Annotated in this window: 18 protein-coding genes; 14 read left to right on the forward strand and 4 right to left on the reverse strand. The window is 67.0% G+C overall.

Going from position 1 to position 19,185, the window contains the following annotated elements; translation table 11 throughout:
- Positions 1–124: 124 nt before the first annotated feature.
- Entirely contained in the window at positions 125–874 is a 750-nt protein-coding gene (gene gpmA / locus AC3WTC_RS04535) for a 2,3-diphosphoglycerate-dependent phosphoglycerate mutase (RefSeq protein ID WP_025873769.1), read from the reverse strand.
- Positions 875–968: 94 nt separating this feature from the next.
- Here gpmA and nfi point away from each other — a divergent pair, with 94 nt between their 5' ends.
- Positions 969–1,649 (forward strand): deoxyribonuclease V, encoded by a 681-nt coding sequence (gene nfi, locus AC3WTC_RS04540; protein WP_025873770.1) that lies wholly within the window; start codon positions 969–971, stop codon positions 1,647–1,649.
- A gap of 27 nt (positions 1,650–1,676) precedes the next feature.
- Here nfi and AC3WTC_RS04545 read toward each other — a convergent pair whose 3' ends face one another.
- Both AC3WTC_RS04545 and AC3WTC_RS04550 read right to left on the reverse strand, forming a co-directional pair.
- Positions 1,677–2,651: a cation diffusion facilitator family transporter gene (locus AC3WTC_RS04545; RefSeq protein WP_105163746.1), complete on the reverse strand. Its 975-nt coding sequence runs from the start codon at positions 2,649–2,651 to the stop codon at positions 1,677–1,679.
- 141 nt (positions 2,652–2,792) lie between these two features.
- Positions 2,793–5,039 (reverse strand): TonB-dependent siderophore receptor, encoded by a 2,247-nt coding sequence (locus tag AC3WTC_RS04550; protein ID WP_492710745.1) that lies wholly within the window; start codon positions 5,037–5,039, stop codon positions 2,793–2,795.
- A gap of 287 nt (positions 5,040–5,326) precedes the next feature.
- Here AC3WTC_RS04550 and AC3WTC_RS04555 point away from each other — a divergent pair, with 287 nt between their 5' ends.
- Positions 5,327–6,742 (forward strand): GGDEF domain-containing protein, encoded by a 1,416-nt coding sequence (locus tag AC3WTC_RS04555; RefSeq protein WP_492710747.1) that lies wholly within the window; start codon positions 5,327–5,329, stop codon positions 6,740–6,742.
- Positions 6,743–6,782: 40 nt separating this feature from the next.
- On the opposite strand, the gene AC3WTC_RS04560 is transcribed toward AC3WTC_RS04555, so the two are convergent.
- Positions 6,783–7,967 (reverse strand): MFS transporter, encoded by a 1,185-nt coding sequence (locus tag AC3WTC_RS04560; RefSeq protein ID WP_492710749.1) that lies wholly within the window; start codon positions 7,965–7,967, stop codon positions 6,783–6,785.
- Between the two features lie 76 nt (positions 7,968–8,043).
- Here AC3WTC_RS04560 and AC3WTC_RS04565 point away from each other — a divergent pair, with 76 nt between their 5' ends.
- The 12 genes from AC3WTC_RS04565 to AC3WTC_RS04620 all read left to right on the forward strand — a co-directional run bounded on the left by AC3WTC_RS04565 (position 8,044) and on the right by AC3WTC_RS04620 (position 19,025).
- A complete protein-coding gene (locus tag AC3WTC_RS04565; protein WP_032976028.1) occupies positions 8,044–8,493 on the forward strand; it encodes a winged helix-turn-helix transcriptional regulator in 450 nt (149 codons plus the stop codon).
- A gap of 74 nt (positions 8,494–8,567) precedes the next feature.
- Complete coding sequence (locus AC3WTC_RS04570; protein ID WP_223482155.1) at positions 8,568–9,692, forward strand: metallophosphoesterase; 1,125 nt, start codon at positions 8,568–8,570, stop codon at positions 9,690–9,692.
- 131 nt (positions 9,693–9,823) lie between these two features.
- Complete coding sequence (locus tag AC3WTC_RS04575; protein ID WP_025873777.1) at positions 9,824–10,495, forward strand: response regulator; 672 nt, start codon at positions 9,824–9,826, stop codon at positions 10,493–10,495.
- Positions 10,492–11,871, forward strand: a complete 1,380-nt coding sequence (locus AC3WTC_RS04580; RefSeq protein ID WP_223482154.1) for a sensor histidine kinase — start codon at positions 10,492–10,494, stop codon at positions 11,869–11,871. Before AC3WTC_RS04575 ends, AC3WTC_RS04580 begins: the two co-directional genes overlap by 4 nt.
- 79 nt (positions 11,872–11,950) lie before the next feature.
- The gene (locus tag AC3WTC_RS04585) at positions 11,951–12,787 is read left to right on the forward strand and encodes an alpha/beta hydrolase (protein WP_025873779.1); all 837 of its coding nucleotides are present in this window, start codon (positions 11,951–11,953) and stop codon (positions 12,785–12,787) included.
- A 1-nt stretch (position 12,788) separates the two neighbouring features.
- Positions 12,789–13,148: an EamA family transporter gene (locus AC3WTC_RS04590; protein ID WP_025873780.1), complete on the forward strand. Its 360-nt coding sequence runs from the start codon at positions 12,789–12,791 to the stop codon at positions 13,146–13,148.
- Entirely contained in the window at positions 13,145–13,543 is a 399-nt protein-coding gene (locus AC3WTC_RS04595) for a DMT family transporter (protein ID WP_025873781.1), read from the forward strand. Before AC3WTC_RS04590 ends, AC3WTC_RS04595 begins: the two co-directional genes overlap by 4 nt.
- Positions 13,540–14,742, forward strand: coding sequence for a DegT/DnrJ/EryC1/StrS family aminotransferase (locus AC3WTC_RS04600; RefSeq protein ID WP_492710752.1), 1,203 nt, complete (start codon positions 13,540–13,542; stop codon positions 14,740–14,742). The genes AC3WTC_RS04595 and AC3WTC_RS04600 overlap by 4 nt, the downstream gene beginning before the upstream one ends.
- 162 nt (positions 14,743–14,904) lie before the next feature.
- A complete protein-coding gene (locus tag AC3WTC_RS04605) occupies positions 14,905–15,591 on the forward strand; it encodes an MtnX-like HAD-IB family phosphatase (RefSeq protein ID WP_025873783.1) in 687 nt (228 codons plus the stop codon).
- Between the two features lie 48 nt (positions 15,592–15,639).
- The gene (locus AC3WTC_RS04610; protein ID WP_492710755.1) at positions 15,640–17,040 is read left to right on the forward strand and encodes an aspartate aminotransferase family protein; all 1,401 of its coding nucleotides are present in this window, start codon (positions 15,640–15,642) and stop codon (positions 17,038–17,040) included.
- Positions 17,041–17,072: 32 nt separating this feature from the next.
- Complete coding sequence (locus AC3WTC_RS04615; protein ID WP_492710757.1) at positions 17,073–18,137, forward strand: GNAT family N-acetyltransferase; 1,065 nt, start codon at positions 17,073–17,075, stop codon at positions 18,135–18,137.
- Positions 18,138–18,140: 3 nt separating this feature from the next.
- The gene (locus tag AC3WTC_RS04620) at positions 18,141–19,025 is read left to right on the forward strand and encodes an arginase family protein (RefSeq protein WP_492710759.1); all 885 of its coding nucleotides are present in this window, start codon (positions 18,141–18,143) and stop codon (positions 19,023–19,025) included.
- The last annotated feature ends 160 nt before the right edge of the window (positions 19,026–19,185 follow it).

Raw genomic sequence — 19,185 nt, forward strand, 5'->3', positions numbered from 1 at the left:
CCGCTGCGGCGATGGTGGGGACCGGCCAAAGGTCACAGGGGGAACGCCCGTGGTCGCAACCGGGTAGGTGCGGACCGTTGGTCCGCACACACCCAGCAGGGGAATACCCACCAACGGTGGGTATCTACCGCGCCTTGCCCTGGTTGGCCACGGCTTCGGCGGCCTTGCGTGCCGCTTCCGGATCACCCAGGTAACGGAACGACTTCACGGTGAGGTCGTCGTTCAACTCGAACAGCAGCGGAATGCCTGTCGGGATGTTCAGCTCGAGGATTTCCTCGCGCGAGACGTTGTTGAGGTACTTGTACAGCGCGCGCAGCGAGTTGCCGTGGGCGGTGACCAGTACGGTCTTGCCATCCTTCAACTGCGGCGCGATGGCGTCGTGCCAGTACGGCAGCACGCGGTCGAGCGTCGTGGCCAGCGATTCGGTGCCCGGCAGCGCGTTGCGATCCAGCCCGGCATAGCGGCGGTCGTGGATCGGGTGGCCCGGATCTTCCAGGTCCATCGCCGGCGGCGGGATGTCGTACGAACGGCGCCACACCTTGACCTGGTCCTCGCCGTGCTTGGCGGCGGTCTCGGCCTTGTCCAGGCCCTGCAGGCCACCGTAGTGGCGCTCGTTGAGGCGCCAGGACTTGTTCACCGGCAGCCAGTCCTGCTCCAGCTCGGCCAACGCACCCTGCAGGGTATGGATGGCACGCTTCAGCACGGAGGTGTGGGCGACGTCGAACTGCAGGCCTTCCTCGCGCATCAGGCGGCCGGCGGCAGCCGCTTCCCGGCGCCCCTGCTCGGTCAGGTCGACATCGACCCAGCCGGTGAAGCGGTTGTCCAGGTTCCACTGGCTCTGGCCATGGCGCAACAGTACGAGTTTACGGGTCACTGCAGGGTCTCCAACGCGAGGAAAGGCAGGCGGCCATTGTAGCCCCGGCGCCCGCTCACCGCGCCGTGGCGGTGTGGATGTCATCCTGTGGCCGATGAATACACTGATCGACCCCGGGCGCTGGGAAGGCAGCGTCAGCGCCGCCCGCGAACAGCAGAAGCAGCTGGCGACCCGCGTGCAGCGGCAGGACCGGCTGCCCGCTACCGTGCGCTGGCTGGCCGGGCTGGATGTCGGCTTCGAGGAAGACGGCGCGATCACCCGCGCTGCGGCCGTGTTGCTCGACGCGGACACCCTGCAGCCGGTGGCGCAGGAAATCGCCCGCATCCCCACCGTGATGCCCTATATCCCGGGCCTGCTCAGCTTCCGCGAACTGCCGGCGCTGCTGGCTGCGTTGGCGTTGCTGCCGCGCGCACCGGACCTGGTGTTCGTCGATGGCCATGGCATCAGCCATCCGCGCCGGCTGGGCATTGCCGCACACCTGGGCGTGGTGACCGACCTGCCGAGCATCGGCGTGGCCAAATCGAAGCTGGTGGGCCGCTTCATCGAGCCCGACCCTGAGGCCGGCGCGCACACGCCGTTGCTGGACGGCGGCGAGCAGCTCGGCTGGGTACTGCGCAGCAAGCTGCGCTGCAAGCCGCTGTTCGTCGCCGGCGGGCATCGGGTCAGTGCGGATACCGCGCTGGCTTGGGTGCAGCGCACGCTGCGCGGCTATCGCCTGCCCGAGCCGACCCGGCTGGCGGATCGGCTGGCCTCGCGGCGCGACGAACAGAGGTAGCGCCGGGCACCGGCCGCCACACCCGCTTCAGCGATGCACGTGACCGCGATGGCCCTGCGCATCGGCAGCTGCATGATCGTGCCCGGCGTGATCGTCGTCCTTCGTCGCCGACGGCTGGCCACAGGCTTCGCCGCAGTGGTCGGCTTCGATCTGCAGGGTCACGTGTTCGATACCGAAATCATCGTGCAGGCGATCACCGAGTTCGCGCCGCAGGCGGTCGGCGTCGTCGCCTTCGCGCATCACGATGTGCGCGGTCAGTGCCGGCGTGCTGGACGCCAGCGCCCATACGTGCAGGTCATGCACGTCCAGCACTGCGTCGTGGTCGGACAGGCGGTCGCGGACCCTGGCCACGTCCATGCCCTTGGGCACGCCTTCCAGCAGCACGTTGATGGCCTCGCGCATCAGCACATACGTGCGCGGCAGCACCCACAAACCGATCAGAACGGCCAGGATCGGGTCGATCGGCTTCCAGCCGGTCCATTGGATCAACAGCGCGCCGGCGATCACCGCCACCGAGCCGAGCATGTCGGCCCACACTTCCAGGTAGGCGCCCTTCACGTTGAGGCTCTCGCCGCTGCCGGCCTGCAGCAGGCGCATGGAGATCATGTTGATCACCAGGCCGACCGCTGCAATCACCAGCATGCCGGTGGAGGCGATCTCCTGCGGTTGGCGGAAGCGACCGATGGCTTCCCACAGGATGTAGCCGGCAACCACGAACAGCATTGCGCCGTTGATCATCGCGCCCAGTGCTTCAAGACGTGCATAACCGTAGGTGCGGCGCGCGTCCGGCGGGCGCCGGCTCAGCCGCACGGCCACCAGCGCGATCATCAGCGCCAGGGTGTCGGTAGCCATGTGCGCGGCATCGGACAGCAGTGCCAGACTGTTGGTCCAGAACGCACCGACCACCTCCACGACAAGGAAGGTGGAGGTCAGGCCGAGCGCCCACCACAAAGGTTTCTCGTGGCGGATCTCGGATGGCAGGTGATCGTGGTCGTGACCCATGGCAACAGCTCCTTAGCGATGGGAGTCAGGCTACGCCGGCGGGTGTCGGGAAACTATCACGGTGTTTATAACATTGCAGGCATGCACGGCTGGCGCGAAGCGGGAGGGTGCCGGCCAACGGCCGGCACCACCGCCTGATGATCAGAAGCCGAAACGCAGGCTGGCCCAGTACGCGCGGCCGGGCTCGTTGTAGGTCGCCGCACCGGCGTCACTGCTGTTGGCCTCGCGGAACAGGCGCTTGTCGGCCAGGTTGTTGACGCCGAAGCCCACGCTGACCGTGTCGGTCACCTTGTAGCGCGCGCTCACGCCCCAGACGTTGTACGCGCCGCGGGTCTGCAGCACGTTGGACGCATCGCAGTTGGCGGTGCAGCGCGGATCGTTGTTGATGTTGGCCGTGGCCGGTTCCTGCTTGCCGTAGAAGGTGCCGGTCAGCAGCAGCGACAGCTGCTCGGTGGCCTGCCAGTCCAGCATGGTGTTGACGGTGTACTTGGGAATCACCGACAGCGGCTGGCCGGTGCTCTTGTTTTCGTTCTCCACCATGTAGGTGAAGTTGTTGCTCCACTTCAGGCGGTCGCCCTGCTCGCCCAGCAGCGGGATCACCAGGTTACCCTCGAGCCCCTGCACGATGGCCTTGGGTGCGTTCTCCCAGCGGAAGATGCGGCCCTTGCGGTCGGCCGTCAGGCCGATCTGGGTGTAACCGGCCTGGATCTTGTCCTTGTAGTCATTGTGGAAATAGGTCAACGAGGCCTGCCAGCCGCTCTGCGGTGCCCACTCCACGCCCAGTTCCTTGTTCAGGCTGGTCTCTGCCTTGAGATCCGCATTGCCCTGCATGTAGCAGCCGGCGCCCAGGCTCGGCGACGCGTTCGGGCAGCCGTTGCCACGGGTGTAATACAGATAGTCCGGGTTGGACTGGTACAGGTTCGGCGCCTTGAAGGCGCGTGCGATGCCGCCCTTGACCACCCAGTCACTGTTGAGCCGGAACTGCGCGTTGAGGCTCGGACTGGTGTTGTTGCCGAACTGGCTGTGATGGTCGAAACGCAGGCCCGGGGTCACGATCCAGCGCTCACCGAGGTAGATGTTGTCTTCCACGTAGACGGCGGTGGTCTGTGCATCGGACTTGCCGCGTGCACGATCGGCCGAAAGACCCGGAATGCCGCCACCGCTGCTGCTGGACTGGCTCATCGAATAGGGATCGGTCAGTCGGCTGTCGAGGTACTCGAAGCCCAGCGTCCACACGTTCTCGGCACCGCCGAGAGTGGTCGGGAAGCTGACCTCGCCGTCAAGCTGGTAGTTGCGCAGGCGCGAGGTCGACCAGTCGGCGCCATTGAAGCTGCCTTCCGGGCCGCCGGCCAGGCCTTCGTTGATGCGCGAATTGTTCACCCCTTCCACCGCTGCCGTCAGCCGCGAGCTGACATCGCCCCAGCGTCCGCGATGGGTGATCGCGCCGGTGGTGCGATACATGCGGTTGGTCTCGGCCTGCTGCTCGGCCAGCGCGGCCAGGTCGACACCGGTGGAGGTACCAGTGGTACTGACCGCACGATCGCCGGCATAGATGTTGCCCTGGCGGCTGGTGCCGGCCTCGAATTCGACCACCTGGTTGGCGGTCACGTCCCAACGCAGCAGCGCGTTGACGTCGCGGTTCTTGACGCCTTCGCGGCCCGCCGGCGGTACCGCATTGGCGCCGGTGGCGAAGTCGCGATTGAGATCCAGCGAATCGGCATCGGTCTTGTTGAGGTTGCCGTACAACCGGAACGACAGCGTGTCGGTCATCGGCCCGCTCAGCTGCAGGCCGAGGCGCTCGCTGCCGCCCTCGGCACTGTGTTCGGGCACCAGGCCGTACAGGTCAACCGCACCGGTCAGGTCGCCGGTCGGGCGCTTGGTGATGATGTTGACCACGCCACCGGAGGCACCCGAGCCATAGCGTGCCGCTGCCGGGCCACGCAGCACTTCGATGCGTTCGATCATTTCCGCCGGCACCCAGTTGGTGTCGCCGCGCGTGTTGCGCTCGCCACTGCGGCCCATGCGCACCGCGTCGCGTGCACCCACGCGCTTGCCGTCGATCAGGATCAGGGTGTTTTCCGGCCCCATGCCGCGCAGATCGATCTGCCGGTTGTTGCCGTACTGGCCCGATGCACTGTTGCCGGTCAGATTGACGCCGGGCATCGTCCGCAGCAGTTCGGCGATGTCGTTGACCGGCGGCCGCTTGGCGATGTCCTCGGCGGTGATGGTGGAGGTGCCCAGCGCCTGCCGCGCGATCTGCGAGGCAGTGACATGCACGGTGTCGATATCGGTGGCATCGGTTTCCGCATGGGCGGTGACGGCAGCGGTGGCCAGCAGTGCAGCGACGGCGAGCGCCAGCGGGCGCGGTGAAAGAGTGTTTGCAGGCATGTTCTGAACCTTCTGGCAGGGCAACGGAAGCCTCTGGCATAGGGCACGAGGCGGCGACGGGGGAGGCGGAACGATCACTGCGGGATGCCCGCATGCCGGTTCCTGCCGTCATTTTTTCATAAATGCGAGTGATTCTCAAATGCGTCAACGCATTGCGGCATCGGCCGGCATGTGCTTCATCCGCGTTTTTCGGCCTGCATGGCGCTTAAACTGGCCGGCTTCCCTGCCATCAACCGTCGACAGCTGCGGCCGATACCGTGGTCTGTTGTGCGCCGTTAGAGATCGACGTGGATACACCCCAACTGGACGAAGCCAGCCAACCGCTGGCTCAGGCCTGGCAGCAGTGTCTGCTGCTGGCCGGCCCCGCCGCCGCCGCGCTGCTGCATGCCGTGGCCGCCGATGCACCGCCGACGCTGGCGCAGCGCTTCTACGAAGTGCTGCTGCAGGACACGCGTGCGCGCCGCTTCCTGTCCCACGACCAGGTCAAGCAGCGCCTGCAACCAGCGATGCAGCGTTGGCTGGCCCAGCTGCTGACCACCGATGCGGATGGCATTGCCGCTACCGTCGCCGTACAACGGGTGATCGGCGATGTGCACGCACGGGTCGGTATTCCGGTGGACCTGGTGGCCCGCGGTGCGCGCGTACTCAAGCACGAGCTGTTCATCCGCCTGCGCGCCGATGCCGCTGACAACGACACCGCCTTCGCCGCCATCGTTTGCCTCAGCGCGATCATGGACATCGCCATGGAAGGCATGACGCTGGCCTATACGCACGCCCGTGAGCGCTCTTCGCGCACCGATGCGGCGTACCGGCTGTTCTCGCTGGTGCAGAACGTCAGCACCGAGCGCGAGCGCCAGCGCGCCCTGCTGCTGGATTGGGAAAACAGCCTGCTGTACACCCTCGCCGGCCATGCGACCGGTGCCGACAACGCCAGTCTGGCGAGCTCGGAATTCGGCCTGTGGTTCACCCACAAGGGCATTCCCAGCTTCGGCGAAAGCAGCGAGACGCAGCAGGTGGGCCAGCTGATGGCCCGCATCGACAGCCGCCTGCAGCGCGCCACCGATGAAGATCCGGCACGGCGGCTGACCGCCCTGCCGATGATCCGCGAAGACCTGGCCACCATCCGCAACCTGATGACCCTGTTGTTCGAACGCATCGGTGAACTGGATGCGGGCAGCGATGCCTTGACCAACCTGCTCAACCGGCGCTTCCTGCCGACCGTGCTGCGCCGTGAGATCGAGTTGTCCACGCGCAACCACACGCCGTTCTCGTTGTTGCTGCTGGACCTGGACCATTTCAAGGCGATCAACGATGGCCACGGTCATGACGCCGGCGACCGCGCGCTGCAGCACGTCGCAGCCCTGCTCGGCCAGCAGACCCGAGGCAGCGACTACCTGTTCCGCTACGGCGGCGAGGAGTTCGTGGTGGTGCTGGTGGCGGCAAGCGAGTCACAGGCGGAGGTGATCGCCGAAAGCCTGCGCCGGCAGATCGCGCAGTCGCCGATCACCCTGCCCAACGGACAGACGCTGGCGCTGACCGCGAGCATCGGCGTGGCCGGACACGATGGGCATCCCGATTACGAGCGGCTGATGGCGCGCGCCGACGCGGCGATGTATGCCGCCAAGCGACAGGGCCGCAACCGGGTGGTGGTGGCCGACGACGCACTGCCGGAAGCTCCGGGACGACGCGCGCTGCAACGTTGAGCCTGCAGCGCGCGTGACGTGGCGCCGGGCGGTCTCGACGCTACGCAGCGTCCTTGCGCGGTATGCGCCACGTCGCCCACCACGTCAGTGCCAGCAGCGCGATGCCCGCGCCCAGCGCGCACACCGCCGGCCACCCATGGCGCGCCTGCGTCCAGGTGCCTGCCGCAGCCCCCACACCGCTGCCCACGGCATAGAACAGCATGTACAGCGCCACCAGGCGTCCATGCTGTTCGGCCGGTGCACGCAGCAGCAGGGCCTGGTTGGACACATGCAACGCCTGCCCGCCCAGATCCAGCACCACTACGCCCAGCAGCAACAGGGCCAGCGAGTACGGCAGGCCCAGCAACGGCACCCAGGCGACCAGCATCAGCAGCAGTGCCCCCAAGCTCACCCGGTGGGCAAGGCCACGATCCATCCAGTGCCCGACCCGCGCTGCCAGTAGTGCGCCGATGATGCCGGCCAGGCCCAGCGCGCCGATGGCGGCGGTCGACCAGTTCAACGGCGGCGCCGACAACGGCAGTGGCACCGCGGCCCAGAACACGTTGAGACCGGCAAACAGGAACAATGCCAGCGGCCCGCGTTCGCGCAGCGCGCGATCCTGCCGCAGCATATCGGCCATCGAACGCAGCAGGTTGCGCCACGACGGCGGCATTGCGGGCACCGGCACGTGCGGCAGGCGCCGCCACAGCAGCAGTGCCAGCGCCGCCATCAGCAATGCCGACAGCAGGTACACCGCGCGCCATCCCGCTACGGCGGCTACCGCACCTGAGACCACGCGTGCCGACAGCAGGCCGATGAACACGCCGCCCTGGACCATGCCGACCACCCGCCCGCGTTGCTCCGGTGCAGCGAGGTTGGCGGCGTAGGCGATCAGTCCCTGGGTGAGCGCGGTACCCAGCAGACCCGCCAGCAGCATGCCCGACAGCAACCACGCGGTACTGCGGGCGGCGGCCAGCCATAGCAGCGCCACCACCAGCGCCAGCAGTTGCACCCGCAGCAGTCGACGGCGGTCGCCACGGTCGGCCAACGGCAGCAGCGCGAGCAGGGCCAGCACGCTGCCGGCCTGGGTGGCAGCCAGCACTGCACCGGCCACGGCGGCATCCAGGGCGAAATCGTGGGCCAGGCGCTCCAGCAGCGGCTGCGCGAAATAGACATTGGCCACGCTGGCACCGGCAGCAATGGCGAGCAGGCCCAACACGGGGCGGGGAAGCGAAGGCATCATCATTGTGGTTGCATTTTGAAACCAGGTGCACGGTAGCGCCACTGGTTTTAAACTGCAACCACAATCGAGGGAGTCCGCCATGCACGCCAACAGCCCCTGCCCCGTGGCCCGCAGCGCCGATCTGCTCGGCGACCGCTGGGCATTGCTGGTCATCCGCGATGCCTTCGATGGCGTCAGTCGCTTTGGCGATTTCCAGCGCAGCCTGGGCGCGGCGCGCAACATCCTCAGCGACCGCCTGCGGCGCCTGGTCGAGGCGGGGCTGCTGGTGCAGCAGCCCGCCGCCGATGGCAGCGCCTACCACGACTATGTGCTGACCGCGGCCGGCCAGGACCTGTTTCCGCTGCTGGTGGCCCTGCGCCAATGGGGAGAACGGCATTGCTTCGCTGCTGGCGAAGCGCACTCGCAACTGATCGAATCCAGCAGTCGCCGGCCACTGCCCTACATGCAACCCCATGGCCGTGACGGCCAGCCCGTGCGCGCCGCCGATACCCGCGTGCGCAAGCTCAAGGGGGAAGGCGGCCGGGCCTGATCCGCCCGTTCGCGCACACCGGTGGCGTCCGTGGGCGGTTAGCATCGCTCGTCTCCTGCCGCTGGATGCCGCCGATGCCGAACCACGCCCGAACCCTGTCGATCCTGCTGCCACTCGTCCTGCTGCTGGCCGCACCACCGGCCTCTGCCCGCGACGTGGCAGCACCTGCAGAGCACGTGGACAGCGACGGCCCTTACCTGTTCCGTGAGGGCGCGCAGCTGAAAGCGCAGTGGATCTGCCAGGACCAGGTGGAAACCCACAGCGTGCAGGCCGGCACCGATGGCACGGAGGTTGCCGCGCGCTGCGGCTACCCGCATGCGGTGCATGTGCTGCCGCCGAACGCGCCGTCGGCATCGGTACTGCCGGCCGTGCCGCGCATCGTCGCCGTGTCCGACATCCACGGCCAGTACGCGCTGCTGGTCCGCCTGCTGCGCGCCAACCGGGTGATCGACACGCAGGACCGTTGGGCACTGGGCACGGATACGCTGGTGATCGCCGGCGACGTGTTCGATCGCGGCCCGCAGGTGACCGAAGCGTTCTGGCTGCTGTATGGCCTGCAGCAGCAGGCGGCCGCCGCCGGTGGCGCGGTGCATTTCGTGCTCGGCAACCACGAGACCATGGTGCTGTACGACGACCTGCGTTACGTCAATCCGAAGTACCTGCGCAGCGCGCAGCTGCTCGGTCGCAGCTACCCGCAGCTGTATGCTGCCGACTCGGTGATCGGCCAGTGGCTGCGCACGCGGCCGGTGCTGCTGCAGATCGGCGATACCCTGTTCCTGCATGGCGGCATCTCGCCCGAAGCGGTGCAGATGGCATTGGACCCGGCCCACACCAATGCCGCCTACCAGGCCTCGCTGGGCATTCCCAAGGCCGAGGTGAAGGCAGCCCCCGCCACCGCACCGTTGTACGACGGCAAGACCAGCCCGATCTGGTACCGCGGCTACTTCGACGGGCGCCTGGACAGCCAGGGCGTACAGGCGGTGCTCGACCGTCTCCAGCTCAAGCGCATCGTGGTCGGCCACACCTCGATGCCACACGTCAGCAGCTTCCACGACGGCCGCGTGATTGCCATCGACAGCAGCATCAAGAATGGCGAGAACGGCGAACTGCTGTTCATCGAGGACGGCAAGCTCAGCCGCGGCCTGCTGGACGGATCGCGGGTGCCGCTGGCCAAGGGCCAGCCTGGCCTGCAGGACTGAACGAAGGGCCAGCGCCGGGTGCGCGCAGGCCGCCCTCGCCCGCCACCTCCGCCCCGTTTGCCGCTACCCTCGGCAGCCGAGAGGCCCGCCCTGTCCAGCGGGCGGCCCATCCGCCCCCAGGAGCCCCGCGCATGCGCGTACTCATCGCAGAAGACGACCCGGACATCGCCTCTGGCCTGTGCGCCTCGATGCGCCGGCAGGGCCACGTGGTCGACCACGTGGACAACGGCGCGCATGCCGATGCAGCCCTGAACTCCACCCAGTACGCGCTGCTGGTGCTGGACCTGGGCCTGCCCCAGCTGGATGGCCGCGACGTGCTGCAGCGGTTGCGCCAGCGCGGCGATGGCCTGGCCGTGCTGGTGGTCACCGCACGCGATGGCCTGGCCGAGCGCGTGCGCGTGCTCGACCTGGGAGCCGACGACTACCTGGTCAAGCCCTTTGCGCTGGACGAATTCGAAGCACGCGTGCGTGCACAGCTGCGCCGAGTCACCAGCAACGGCAACCCCGACCTGCGCATCGGCCGGCTGCGCCTGGACCTGACCGGCCACCGCGTATGGATAGACGAGCAGACACTGGAACTGACTGCGCGCGAATTCGGCCTGCTGTCCGCCCTGGCGGTGCGCGCCGAGCGCATCGTCTCGCGTGCGCAGCTGGTAGAGGCCCTGTGCGACTGGGGCCAGGACCTGACCGACAATGGCCTGGACATCGCCCTGCACCGCCTGCGCCGCAAGCTGCAACCGGGCGGCATGGGCATCCGCACGGTGCGTGGGCTGGGCTACATGCTGGAAGACGCCAGCGCGTGATCAGCGGACCGCCCAGCCTGCGCCGGCGCCTGCTCGCCTTCCTGGCGCTGCCGATGCTGGGCCTGCTGACCTTCAACACGCTGCTGGCCTACTACATAGCGCTGGACTACTCCAACCGCATCCACGACCGCAACCTGACCGACGACACCGTGTCGTTCGCACAGATGCTCAGCACGATGCCGGTCAGCAGCGACCTGTCTCCGCAGGCACGTTTTCTGATCGAGTACGACCCCGACGGTCATCGCTACTTCAACGTCGACAGCAGCCGCCTGGGCACCATCGCCGGCAATGCGGATTTCAGCGCCTATGCGCCCTCGCAGGACTGCAGCGGCATCCACCCGGCGCTGTACGAGGGTGAATTGAACGGCCAGCAGGTGCGCATGTCGACGGTCTGCACGCAGGCGATGAACGATCCGCTGGACCAGCTGGCGGTGACCGTGGCCGAAAGCATGGCCGACCGCCGCCAGCGCGCACGCGAAATCCTGATGATCGTCATTCCGCTGATGGCCATGCTGGCGCTGGGAATGGCCGCGCTGGTCTGGTTCGGCGTCACCCACGGCCTGCGTATCCTGACCCCGCTGACTTCGCGCCTGGCACAGCGCCGCGGCGAGCTGGCACCGATTTCCGACGCGGACGTGCCCGAGGAAATCCAGCCCCTGATCAGCACCATCGATGGTCTGTTCGCGCGGCAGGCGGAAATGATCACGCTGCAGAACCGCTTCATTGCCGACGCCGCCCACCAGTTGCGCTCGCCGCTGGCGGGCATGGCACTGCACGTGGACCAGGCACTGGCCCACAGCGATCCAGAGACCGTGCGCGAAGCGCTGCAGAACATCCGCCGGCTCAACCAGCGCACTGCACGCGTCAGCACCCAGCTGCTGGCGTTGAGCCGGGCACAGACCGTGCCGGAGACGGTGGAGGCGCTGGATGTGTCCGAGCTGGTGCCGCAATGGGTGGGCATGCGCGTGCCCGAAGCGATCCGCGATGGCATCGACCTGGGCTACCTGGGTCCGCAGCAGCCGGTGCGGATACTGGGCAACGGCGCACTGCTGCACGAGGCGCTGGACAATCTTATCGACAACGCCCTGCGCTACGCCGGCGCGGATGCGACCGTCACCGTCGGCGTGCAGGCCCTGGACGACAACGATGTCGAGCTGTACGTCGAAGACAATGGCCCAGGCGTGCCCGAGGACGTGATGTCGCGACTGGGGGAGCGCTTCTTCCGCGCGCCCGGCACTGCCGCCAGCGGCACCGGCCTGGGCCTGGCCATCGCCCATGAGGCCGTCGAGCACCTGGGCGGACGCCTGGGCTACCTCAACCGTCCCGGCGGTGGCCTGAAGGTGTCCATCACCATACCGTTGCTGAAGGGCCCTTGATCCAGACGAACCGCTGAAAGGTTGCCGAAAATCGCGCTTGCGATGCTGACCTTCCCGACTGCCGCGCTGGAGCCGACTGGTGCCTGCATCCCATGAGTTCTTTCTTCCCGGTGGCCCGCAGGGTGTCCTGCTGATCCATGGCCTGACCGGCACGCCCGCCGAAATGCGCATGCTGGGCAAAGGGCTGAACAACGCGGGCTTCAGCGTGCATGGCGTGCAGTTGCCGGGTCACTGCGGCAGCGTCGAAGACCTGCTGCAGACCCGCTGGGAACAGTGGTACCAGGGCGTGGAAGATGCGGCGGCGGACCTGCGTGGCAAGGTCGACCAGCTGTTCGTCGGCGGCCTGTCGATGGGGGCGGTGCTGGCGCTGGCGCTGGCCGCGCGGCGGCCGGACTGGGTCTCCGGCGTGGGGGTGTACGGCGCCACCTTCCGCTACGACGGCTGGAACATTCCGGCGGTCGCACGCTTCTCGTTCCTGCTGCCGTGGTTCAAGCGCCTGGGCATCGGCCGCGACCGCATGTTCATGGAAGAGCCGCCGTACGGCCTGCGCGACGAGCGCCTGCGTGCGCAGGTCAGCGCCGCCATGCTCTCTGGTGACAGTGCCGCTGCCGGCCTGCCCGGCAACCCGTGGCATGCCTTGGCCGAAATGCGTGCACTGAGCACCTGGACGCGCCGTCACCTGCATCAGGTCACGGCACCATGCCTGGTGATGCATGCCCGCGAGGACGACGTGGCCAGCATGGGCAATGCCGAACTGGTGATCTCGCGCGTCAGCGGACCGACCGAACTGGTGGTACTGGAAGACAGCTACCACATGATCACCATTGATCGCGAACGGCGCGAGGTGATCCGCCGCAGCGCGCGCTTCTTCAGCGACATCGGCGAACGTGCGGGCGTGCTGCAGGCGGTCGCCTGAGATGGGATCGCTTGCGACCCTGCTGTGGCTGGTCAACGTGGTGCTCGACACCGGCGGCCAGTTGGCCTTCAAGGCTGCCGCCAGCGACCCGCAGGATGGCGAAGGCCTGCAGCGCTGGAAGCACATGTTCGGCCGTCCCTGGCTGTGGCTGGGCATCGCCTGCTACGTGCTTGAATTCGTCGCCTGGATCGCTTTCCTGTCGCTGGTGCCGTTGTCGCAGGGCGTGCTGCTCGGCTCGATCAACATCGTCGCGCTGATGGTGGCCGGCCGCATCCTGTTCCGCGAGCGGCTGACGCCGTTGCGGGTGACCGGCATGCTGCTGGTCAGCGCCGGCGTTGCCGTGGTCGGAGCCGGAACATGAGGCGGCTGTACCTAGTCGGGTTTCCGCTGCTGATGGCCTTCGACACCCTCGCCCAGCTGTGCTTCAAGTATGCCGGCGACGCCGCGCTGCCGGTCGAGGCCAACAGCGCATGGCTTCTGCGCGTGCTGTCACAGCCCTGGGTATACGGCGCGATGCTCGGTTACGTCGGCGCGTTCTTCACCTGGATGAGCCTTCTGCGGCACGCGCCGATCGGCCCTGCGTTCGCGGCCTCGCACCTGGAAGTGATCAGCGTGCTGCTGCTGTCGGCGTGGCTGCTGCACGAACCGTTGACGCTGCATCACCTGATCGGCGCGGTGCTGATCGTGGCCGGCATCATCTGCCTGGGCCGCGCCGAGGCGGATGATCCGCATGCTGTTACCGAAGCGGCCCCGTGAGCCTGCTGTCGCGCGAGTTGCCTCCCACCGCTGGCCTGCCCCTGCAGGCCAGCGATTTCCTGCCCGGCGGCGGAGACCTGTGCACGATTCTCGCCGAGCAGCTGGGCACGCCGCCGCTGCAGCTGACCTGCTCGGGCACCCATGCCCTGCTGATTGCCCTGCGCACCCTGCGCAGGCGCGCGCCGCAGCGCGATACGGTGATCCTGCCGGCCTATACCTGTCCGCTTGTACCGATTGCCGTGCACAGCCTCGGCCTGCGCATACACCTGTGCGATACCCGCCGCGACCATTTCGATTTCGACCCGGTGGCGCTGCTCGCCGCAGCCGATGCACGCACGCTGGCGATCGTGCCCACGCATCTGGGCGGGCGCATCGCCGACGTTGATCGCGCATGCGCCATTGCGCACCGCGTCGGTGCGTGGGTGATCGAGGACGCTGCACAGGCACTGGGTGCACGCGTGGCCGGCAACAGCGTCGGCCTGCGCGGCGACATCGGCTTCTTCAGCCTGGCCGCCGGCAAGGGCCTGAGCCTGCATGAGGGCGGCCTGCTGCTGACACGTGATGAAGCACTGCGTGCGGCATTGATCGAGCAGGCCGCAGGACACACGCCCTTCAACCCGCGCTGGGAGCTGACCCGCAGCCTGCAGCTGCTGGGCCTGGCGGCCTGCTACCGCCCTTCCCTGCTGTCGCTGGTGTATGGAAATCCGCTGCGGCGTGCCCTGCGCCGTGGCGACCTGGAAGCTGCGGTGGGTGATGTGTTTCCACTGGATATTCCGCAGCATCGCGTCAGCCGCTGGCGGCAGAACGTCGGGGCACACGCTGCACAGCGCCTGCCCGCCTTCCTGCAGGCCGCCCGCCTGCGCGCGCTGCAGCTGCGCGTGCAGCTGGAATCGCTGCCTGCCGTTGAAGTGGTGGACGGGATGCCTGGCACTCTTGGCACCTGGCCGATGCTGATGCTGCTGCTGCCCAGCGAACGTGCGCGTGACAAAGCGCTTTCATCGCTGTGGCAGCGCGGCCTGGGTGTCAGCCGCATGTTCATCCACGCCCTGCCGGACTATGCCTATCTGCGAGGCGTCGTCGCAGACGCGGACGTACCCAATGCCCGCGACTTCGCCGCCCGCTCCCTGACCGTGGGCAACAGCCCCTGGCTGACCCACGAAGACAGCTGCGAGATCGTGAAGGTACTGGCTGGCCAGTAGAGGCTGAAGGCGAGCAAAGCCTGCTTCGCGCTCACTGGCTGAACGTTTCCCGAGTGCCTCCGTTCGGGCTTTCAGGTGGAAAGGAACGAGAAAGACGGCCTGCCTACATTGGCCCCGTCGCCGGCATCGTGCCAAGGCCTCTCTTCATCGACGGAGCTGCCCATGCAATGGAGCATCCTGTGTGACTTCGATGGCACCATCAGCCTCGAGGACGTCATCGATTCACTGCTGGAAAACTTCGGCCAGCCCGGTTGGCAGCAGCTGGAAGACCAGTGGCGCTCGGGCGAGATCGGTTCGCGTGAATGCATGCAGGGCCAGGTCCGCCTGCTGAAGCTTGATCCGGCCACCCTCGATGCACACCTGGACCAGGTACGGATCGATCCGGGCTTCGCCGCTTTCGTCAAACGCGCGCAGGCGTTGGGCCTGCCACTGCGCATCGTCAGCGACGGCCTGGACTATGCAATCCATCGCATCCTCGCCAACCACGGCCTGCCGCCGCTGCCTGTGGTGGCCAACCACCTGCGCTGGTCTGACGGCCATTGGCAGCTTGAATCTCCCTACCAGGCCGAAGGCTGCCGCAGCGGCACCTGCAAGTGCACCTGCGCGGCGCAAGCGCGTGCTGACGAAGCTCCCCGCGTGCTGATGATCGGTGACGGCGCCTCGGATTTCTGCGTGTCCGAACACGCCGATTTCGTGTTCGCCAAGCGCCGCCTGATTGCCCATTGCACCGACGCCGGCATTCCCCACGCCGCCATCGACACCTTCCACGACGCTACTGCGCTGCTGCCGCGCCTGCTCGACGGCAGCCTGCTTCAGCCCTCGCTTCCGCGGCTGCTCGCCACCGCCTGATCGCTCCGCCCGTTGCTTCCTTTGAATGCCCTCTCCGGAATCGAACCGATGAATATTTTTGACAAGAACGCCGATGCCGCCATCACCGATACACAGCTGCTGGCAGACGAAGCCCGCTACAGCTCCTTCGGCGACACCGTGCACTACGTTGATCCGCCGAAGATCTTCCAGCGCTGCGAAGGCAGCTACATGTTCGATGCCGCCGGCACCCCGTACCTCGATCTGCAGATGTGGTACTCGGCGTGCAACTTCGGTTACGCCAACCAGCGCCTGAACAATGCGCTGAAGGACCAGATCGACACCCTGCCGCAGGTCGCCAGCCAGTACCTGCACCCCACCCGTGTGCAGCTGGCCAAGACCATCGCGGTGGACATGCACGAGAAGTTCGGCCTCGATGGCCGCGTGCACTTCAACGTCGGTGGTGCGCAGGCGGTGGAGGATTCGCTGAAGATCGTCCGCAACGCGCGCAACGGCAAGAGCCTGATGTTCGCGTTTGAAGGCGGCTACCACGGCCGCACCCTCGGCGCCTCGTCGATCACCTCCAGCTACCGCTACCGCCGCCGCTACGGCCATTTCGGTGAACGCGCGATGTTCATCCCGTTCCCGTATCCGTTCCGTCGCCCGAAGGGCATGACCCCGGACGAGTACTCCGACCACTGCGTGCACCAGTTCGAGCGCCTGTTCGAAAGCGAGTACAACGGCGTGTGGGATCCCAAGGTCGGCCAGGCCGAGTACGCCGCGTTCTACGTCGAGCCGATCCAGGGCACCGGCGGCTACGTCATTCCGCCGCGCAACTTCTTCAAGGGCCTCAAGCGCGTGCTGGACAAGTACGGCATCCTGATGGTCGTCGATGAGATCCAGATGGGCTTCTGGCGCACTGGTAAGCTGTGGGCCATCGAACACTTCGATGTCACCCCGGACGTGCTGGTGTTCGGCAAGGCGCTGACCAATGGCCTCAACCCGTTGTCGGGCCTGTGGGCGCGCGAAGAGCTGATCAACCCAACCGTGTTCCCGCCGGGCTCCACCCATTCCACCTTCAACTCCAATCCGCTGGGTACGCGCCTGGGCCTGGAAGTGCTGAAGCTGGGCAAGGAGATGGACTACGAGCGCACCGTGCCGGAGAAGGGGGCCTACTTCCTCGACGGCCTGCGCGGCCTGCAGAAGCGCCATCCGGAAATCGGCGATGTCGATGGCCTCGGCCTGGCACTGCGTGCGGAAATCTGCGCCGCCGATGGCTTCACCCCGAACCGTGAACTGCTGGATCGCATGGTCGACATCGGCCTGGCCGGCGACCTGCTGCACGACGGCAAGCGCATGGGCCTCGTGCTCGATGTGGGTGGCTGGTACAAGAACGTGATCACCTTCGCGCCCTCGTTGAACATCAGCTACGAAGAGATCGACCTGGCGATCACCCTGCTGGACCAGCTGCTGACCAAGGCCAAGGGCTGAGCGGGAATGCGCTGCCGGTTCCCGTGCCCCGCATGGACATGATCCCGCGTATATCCAGCACCGCGCTGGAACCGGTCGCGCTGCTGGAGGGCTTCCTGGCCCACCCTCCCCTGGGGTTCGATGCCAGCCGCCTGCCCAGCGGCCTGCCCAGTTTCCGTGCGCCATTGGATCTGACCACAACCCTGGACGATGCACTGCGCTCGCGCCTGCTGGGGCTGCCGCTGTCGCGCCTGTGGCGGCCGTGGCTGACCTGGCAGACGCGGTTCATCGGTGCCACCAGCACCGAGTACACACCGCTGCCGGCGCATGTGTCGGCGGCTGCACTGGCCGACGACGTGCTGCGCCATGGCGTCGGTGACAGCCGGCTGCTGGTGGTCAAGGATCTGGCGATCGATTCGCCCTTGCTGGACGATGCCGCCAACGCACACAGCCACGCCTTCCTGCAGGCGCTGGAAGCACGCGGTTTCATCCCGCTGGAAGGCATGCCGCTGGCATGGGTGGCGATCGATTTCGATTGCATCGACGCCTATCTGGCTCGCCTGTCCGCAGCGCGTCGCAAGAACATCCGGCGCAAGCTGCGCTCACGCAGCAACCTGCAGATCGACTGCATCGCCACCGGTGACCCTGCCCTTGCCGAACCGCGGCTGCAGGCCGAACTGCATGCGCTGTACCTGCAGGTGTATGCACAGAGCGCCGTGCATTTCGACCGGCTCGAGCTACCCTTCTTCCAGCACCTGCTGGCAGACACGCAGGGACAGGGGCGCTTGTTCCTTTACCGCCACAACGGCGAGCTGATCGGCTGGAACCTGTGCTACGTGCATGCCGGCAAGCTGGTGGACAAGTACATCGGCCTGTCCTATCCGCAGTCGCGCGACCACAACCTGTACTCGGTCAGCTGGATGCACAACCTGGAATACGCGTTGCAGCACGGCCTCAGCCACTACGTTGCCGGCTGGACCGATTCACGCATCAAGGCCGAACTGGGTGCCCGCTTCACCTCCACCGTACACGCGGTGCATGCGCGTTCGCCGCTGCTGCGCGCCGTCCTGCGCAGGCTGGCCCCGCACCTGCAGGCTGAGCCGGATGGAGGAGGCTGACCGATGCAACTGCGTCGGCCGCTGATCCTCGACCTCGATGGTGGCGTACTGCCATTGCCACAGGCACGCACGCTTGCGCTGCAGCACTGGCATGACCCGCTGCGCTTTGCCTGCCGCAACGCCACCCTGTCACGCTTTGCCGGTGAAGTTCTTCGGCCGCTGCCGGCACAGCTCGGCACGGTCATGCTCGGCAGCGGCGACTTCCACCATCTCAGCCTGCCGCTGCTGCAGCACCTGCACACGCGTGCCCCGTTCCAGCTGGTGGTGCTGGACAACCATCCGGACAACATGCGCTTTCCCTTCGGCATGCACTGCGGTTCCTGGGTCAATGCTGCCGCCGCATTGCCGCAGGTATCGCATGTGCATGTGCTGGGCATCACCTCCGCCGATATCGGCCTGGGCCATGCGTGGGAAAACCACTGGCGGCCGCTGCTGGGGCGGCGGCTGACCTACTGGTGCATGGATGTGGATGTGGGCTGGGCCAGCCGCGTGGGCATGGCAGCTGCCTTCCGCCGCTTCGACCATCCCGAGGCCCTGGTCGCCGCGTTCGCCGCCGAACAGGCGCAGGCCCCTCAACCGACCTACCTGTCGATCGACAAGGACGTGTTCGCTGAAGATGTTGCGCGCAGCAACTGGGACCAGGGCCGCTTCCAGCTTGAACACGCACTGATGGTGATCGAGGCCCTGCGCACCGGTGGACTGGTGGGCAGCGACATCACCGGCGAGGTGTCACTTGCCAACTACCAGAGCCGTTTCAAGCGCTGGTTGTCATCGCTGGATGGGCAGCCCGACATCAGCGCCGATGATCTTCCGGCATGGCAGCAGCAGCACCAGCAGGTGAACCGCGAACTGCTGGCGGCGATGGCCGCCGTTCCGATGGCCTGCTGAGCGGGGGTAGTGCCGGCCGCTGGCCGGTAGCTGTACCACGATGTGCCAACCAAGGTTGGCACCTGCCAGACCCAGGCAGAGTCGGTAGTGCCGGCCGCTGGCCGGTAGCTGTACCACGATGTGCCAACCAAGGTTGGCACCTGCCAGACCCAGGCAGAGT

The sequence above is a fragment of the Stenotrophomonas sp. FW305-C-20-S1 genome (assembly GCF_058783335.1).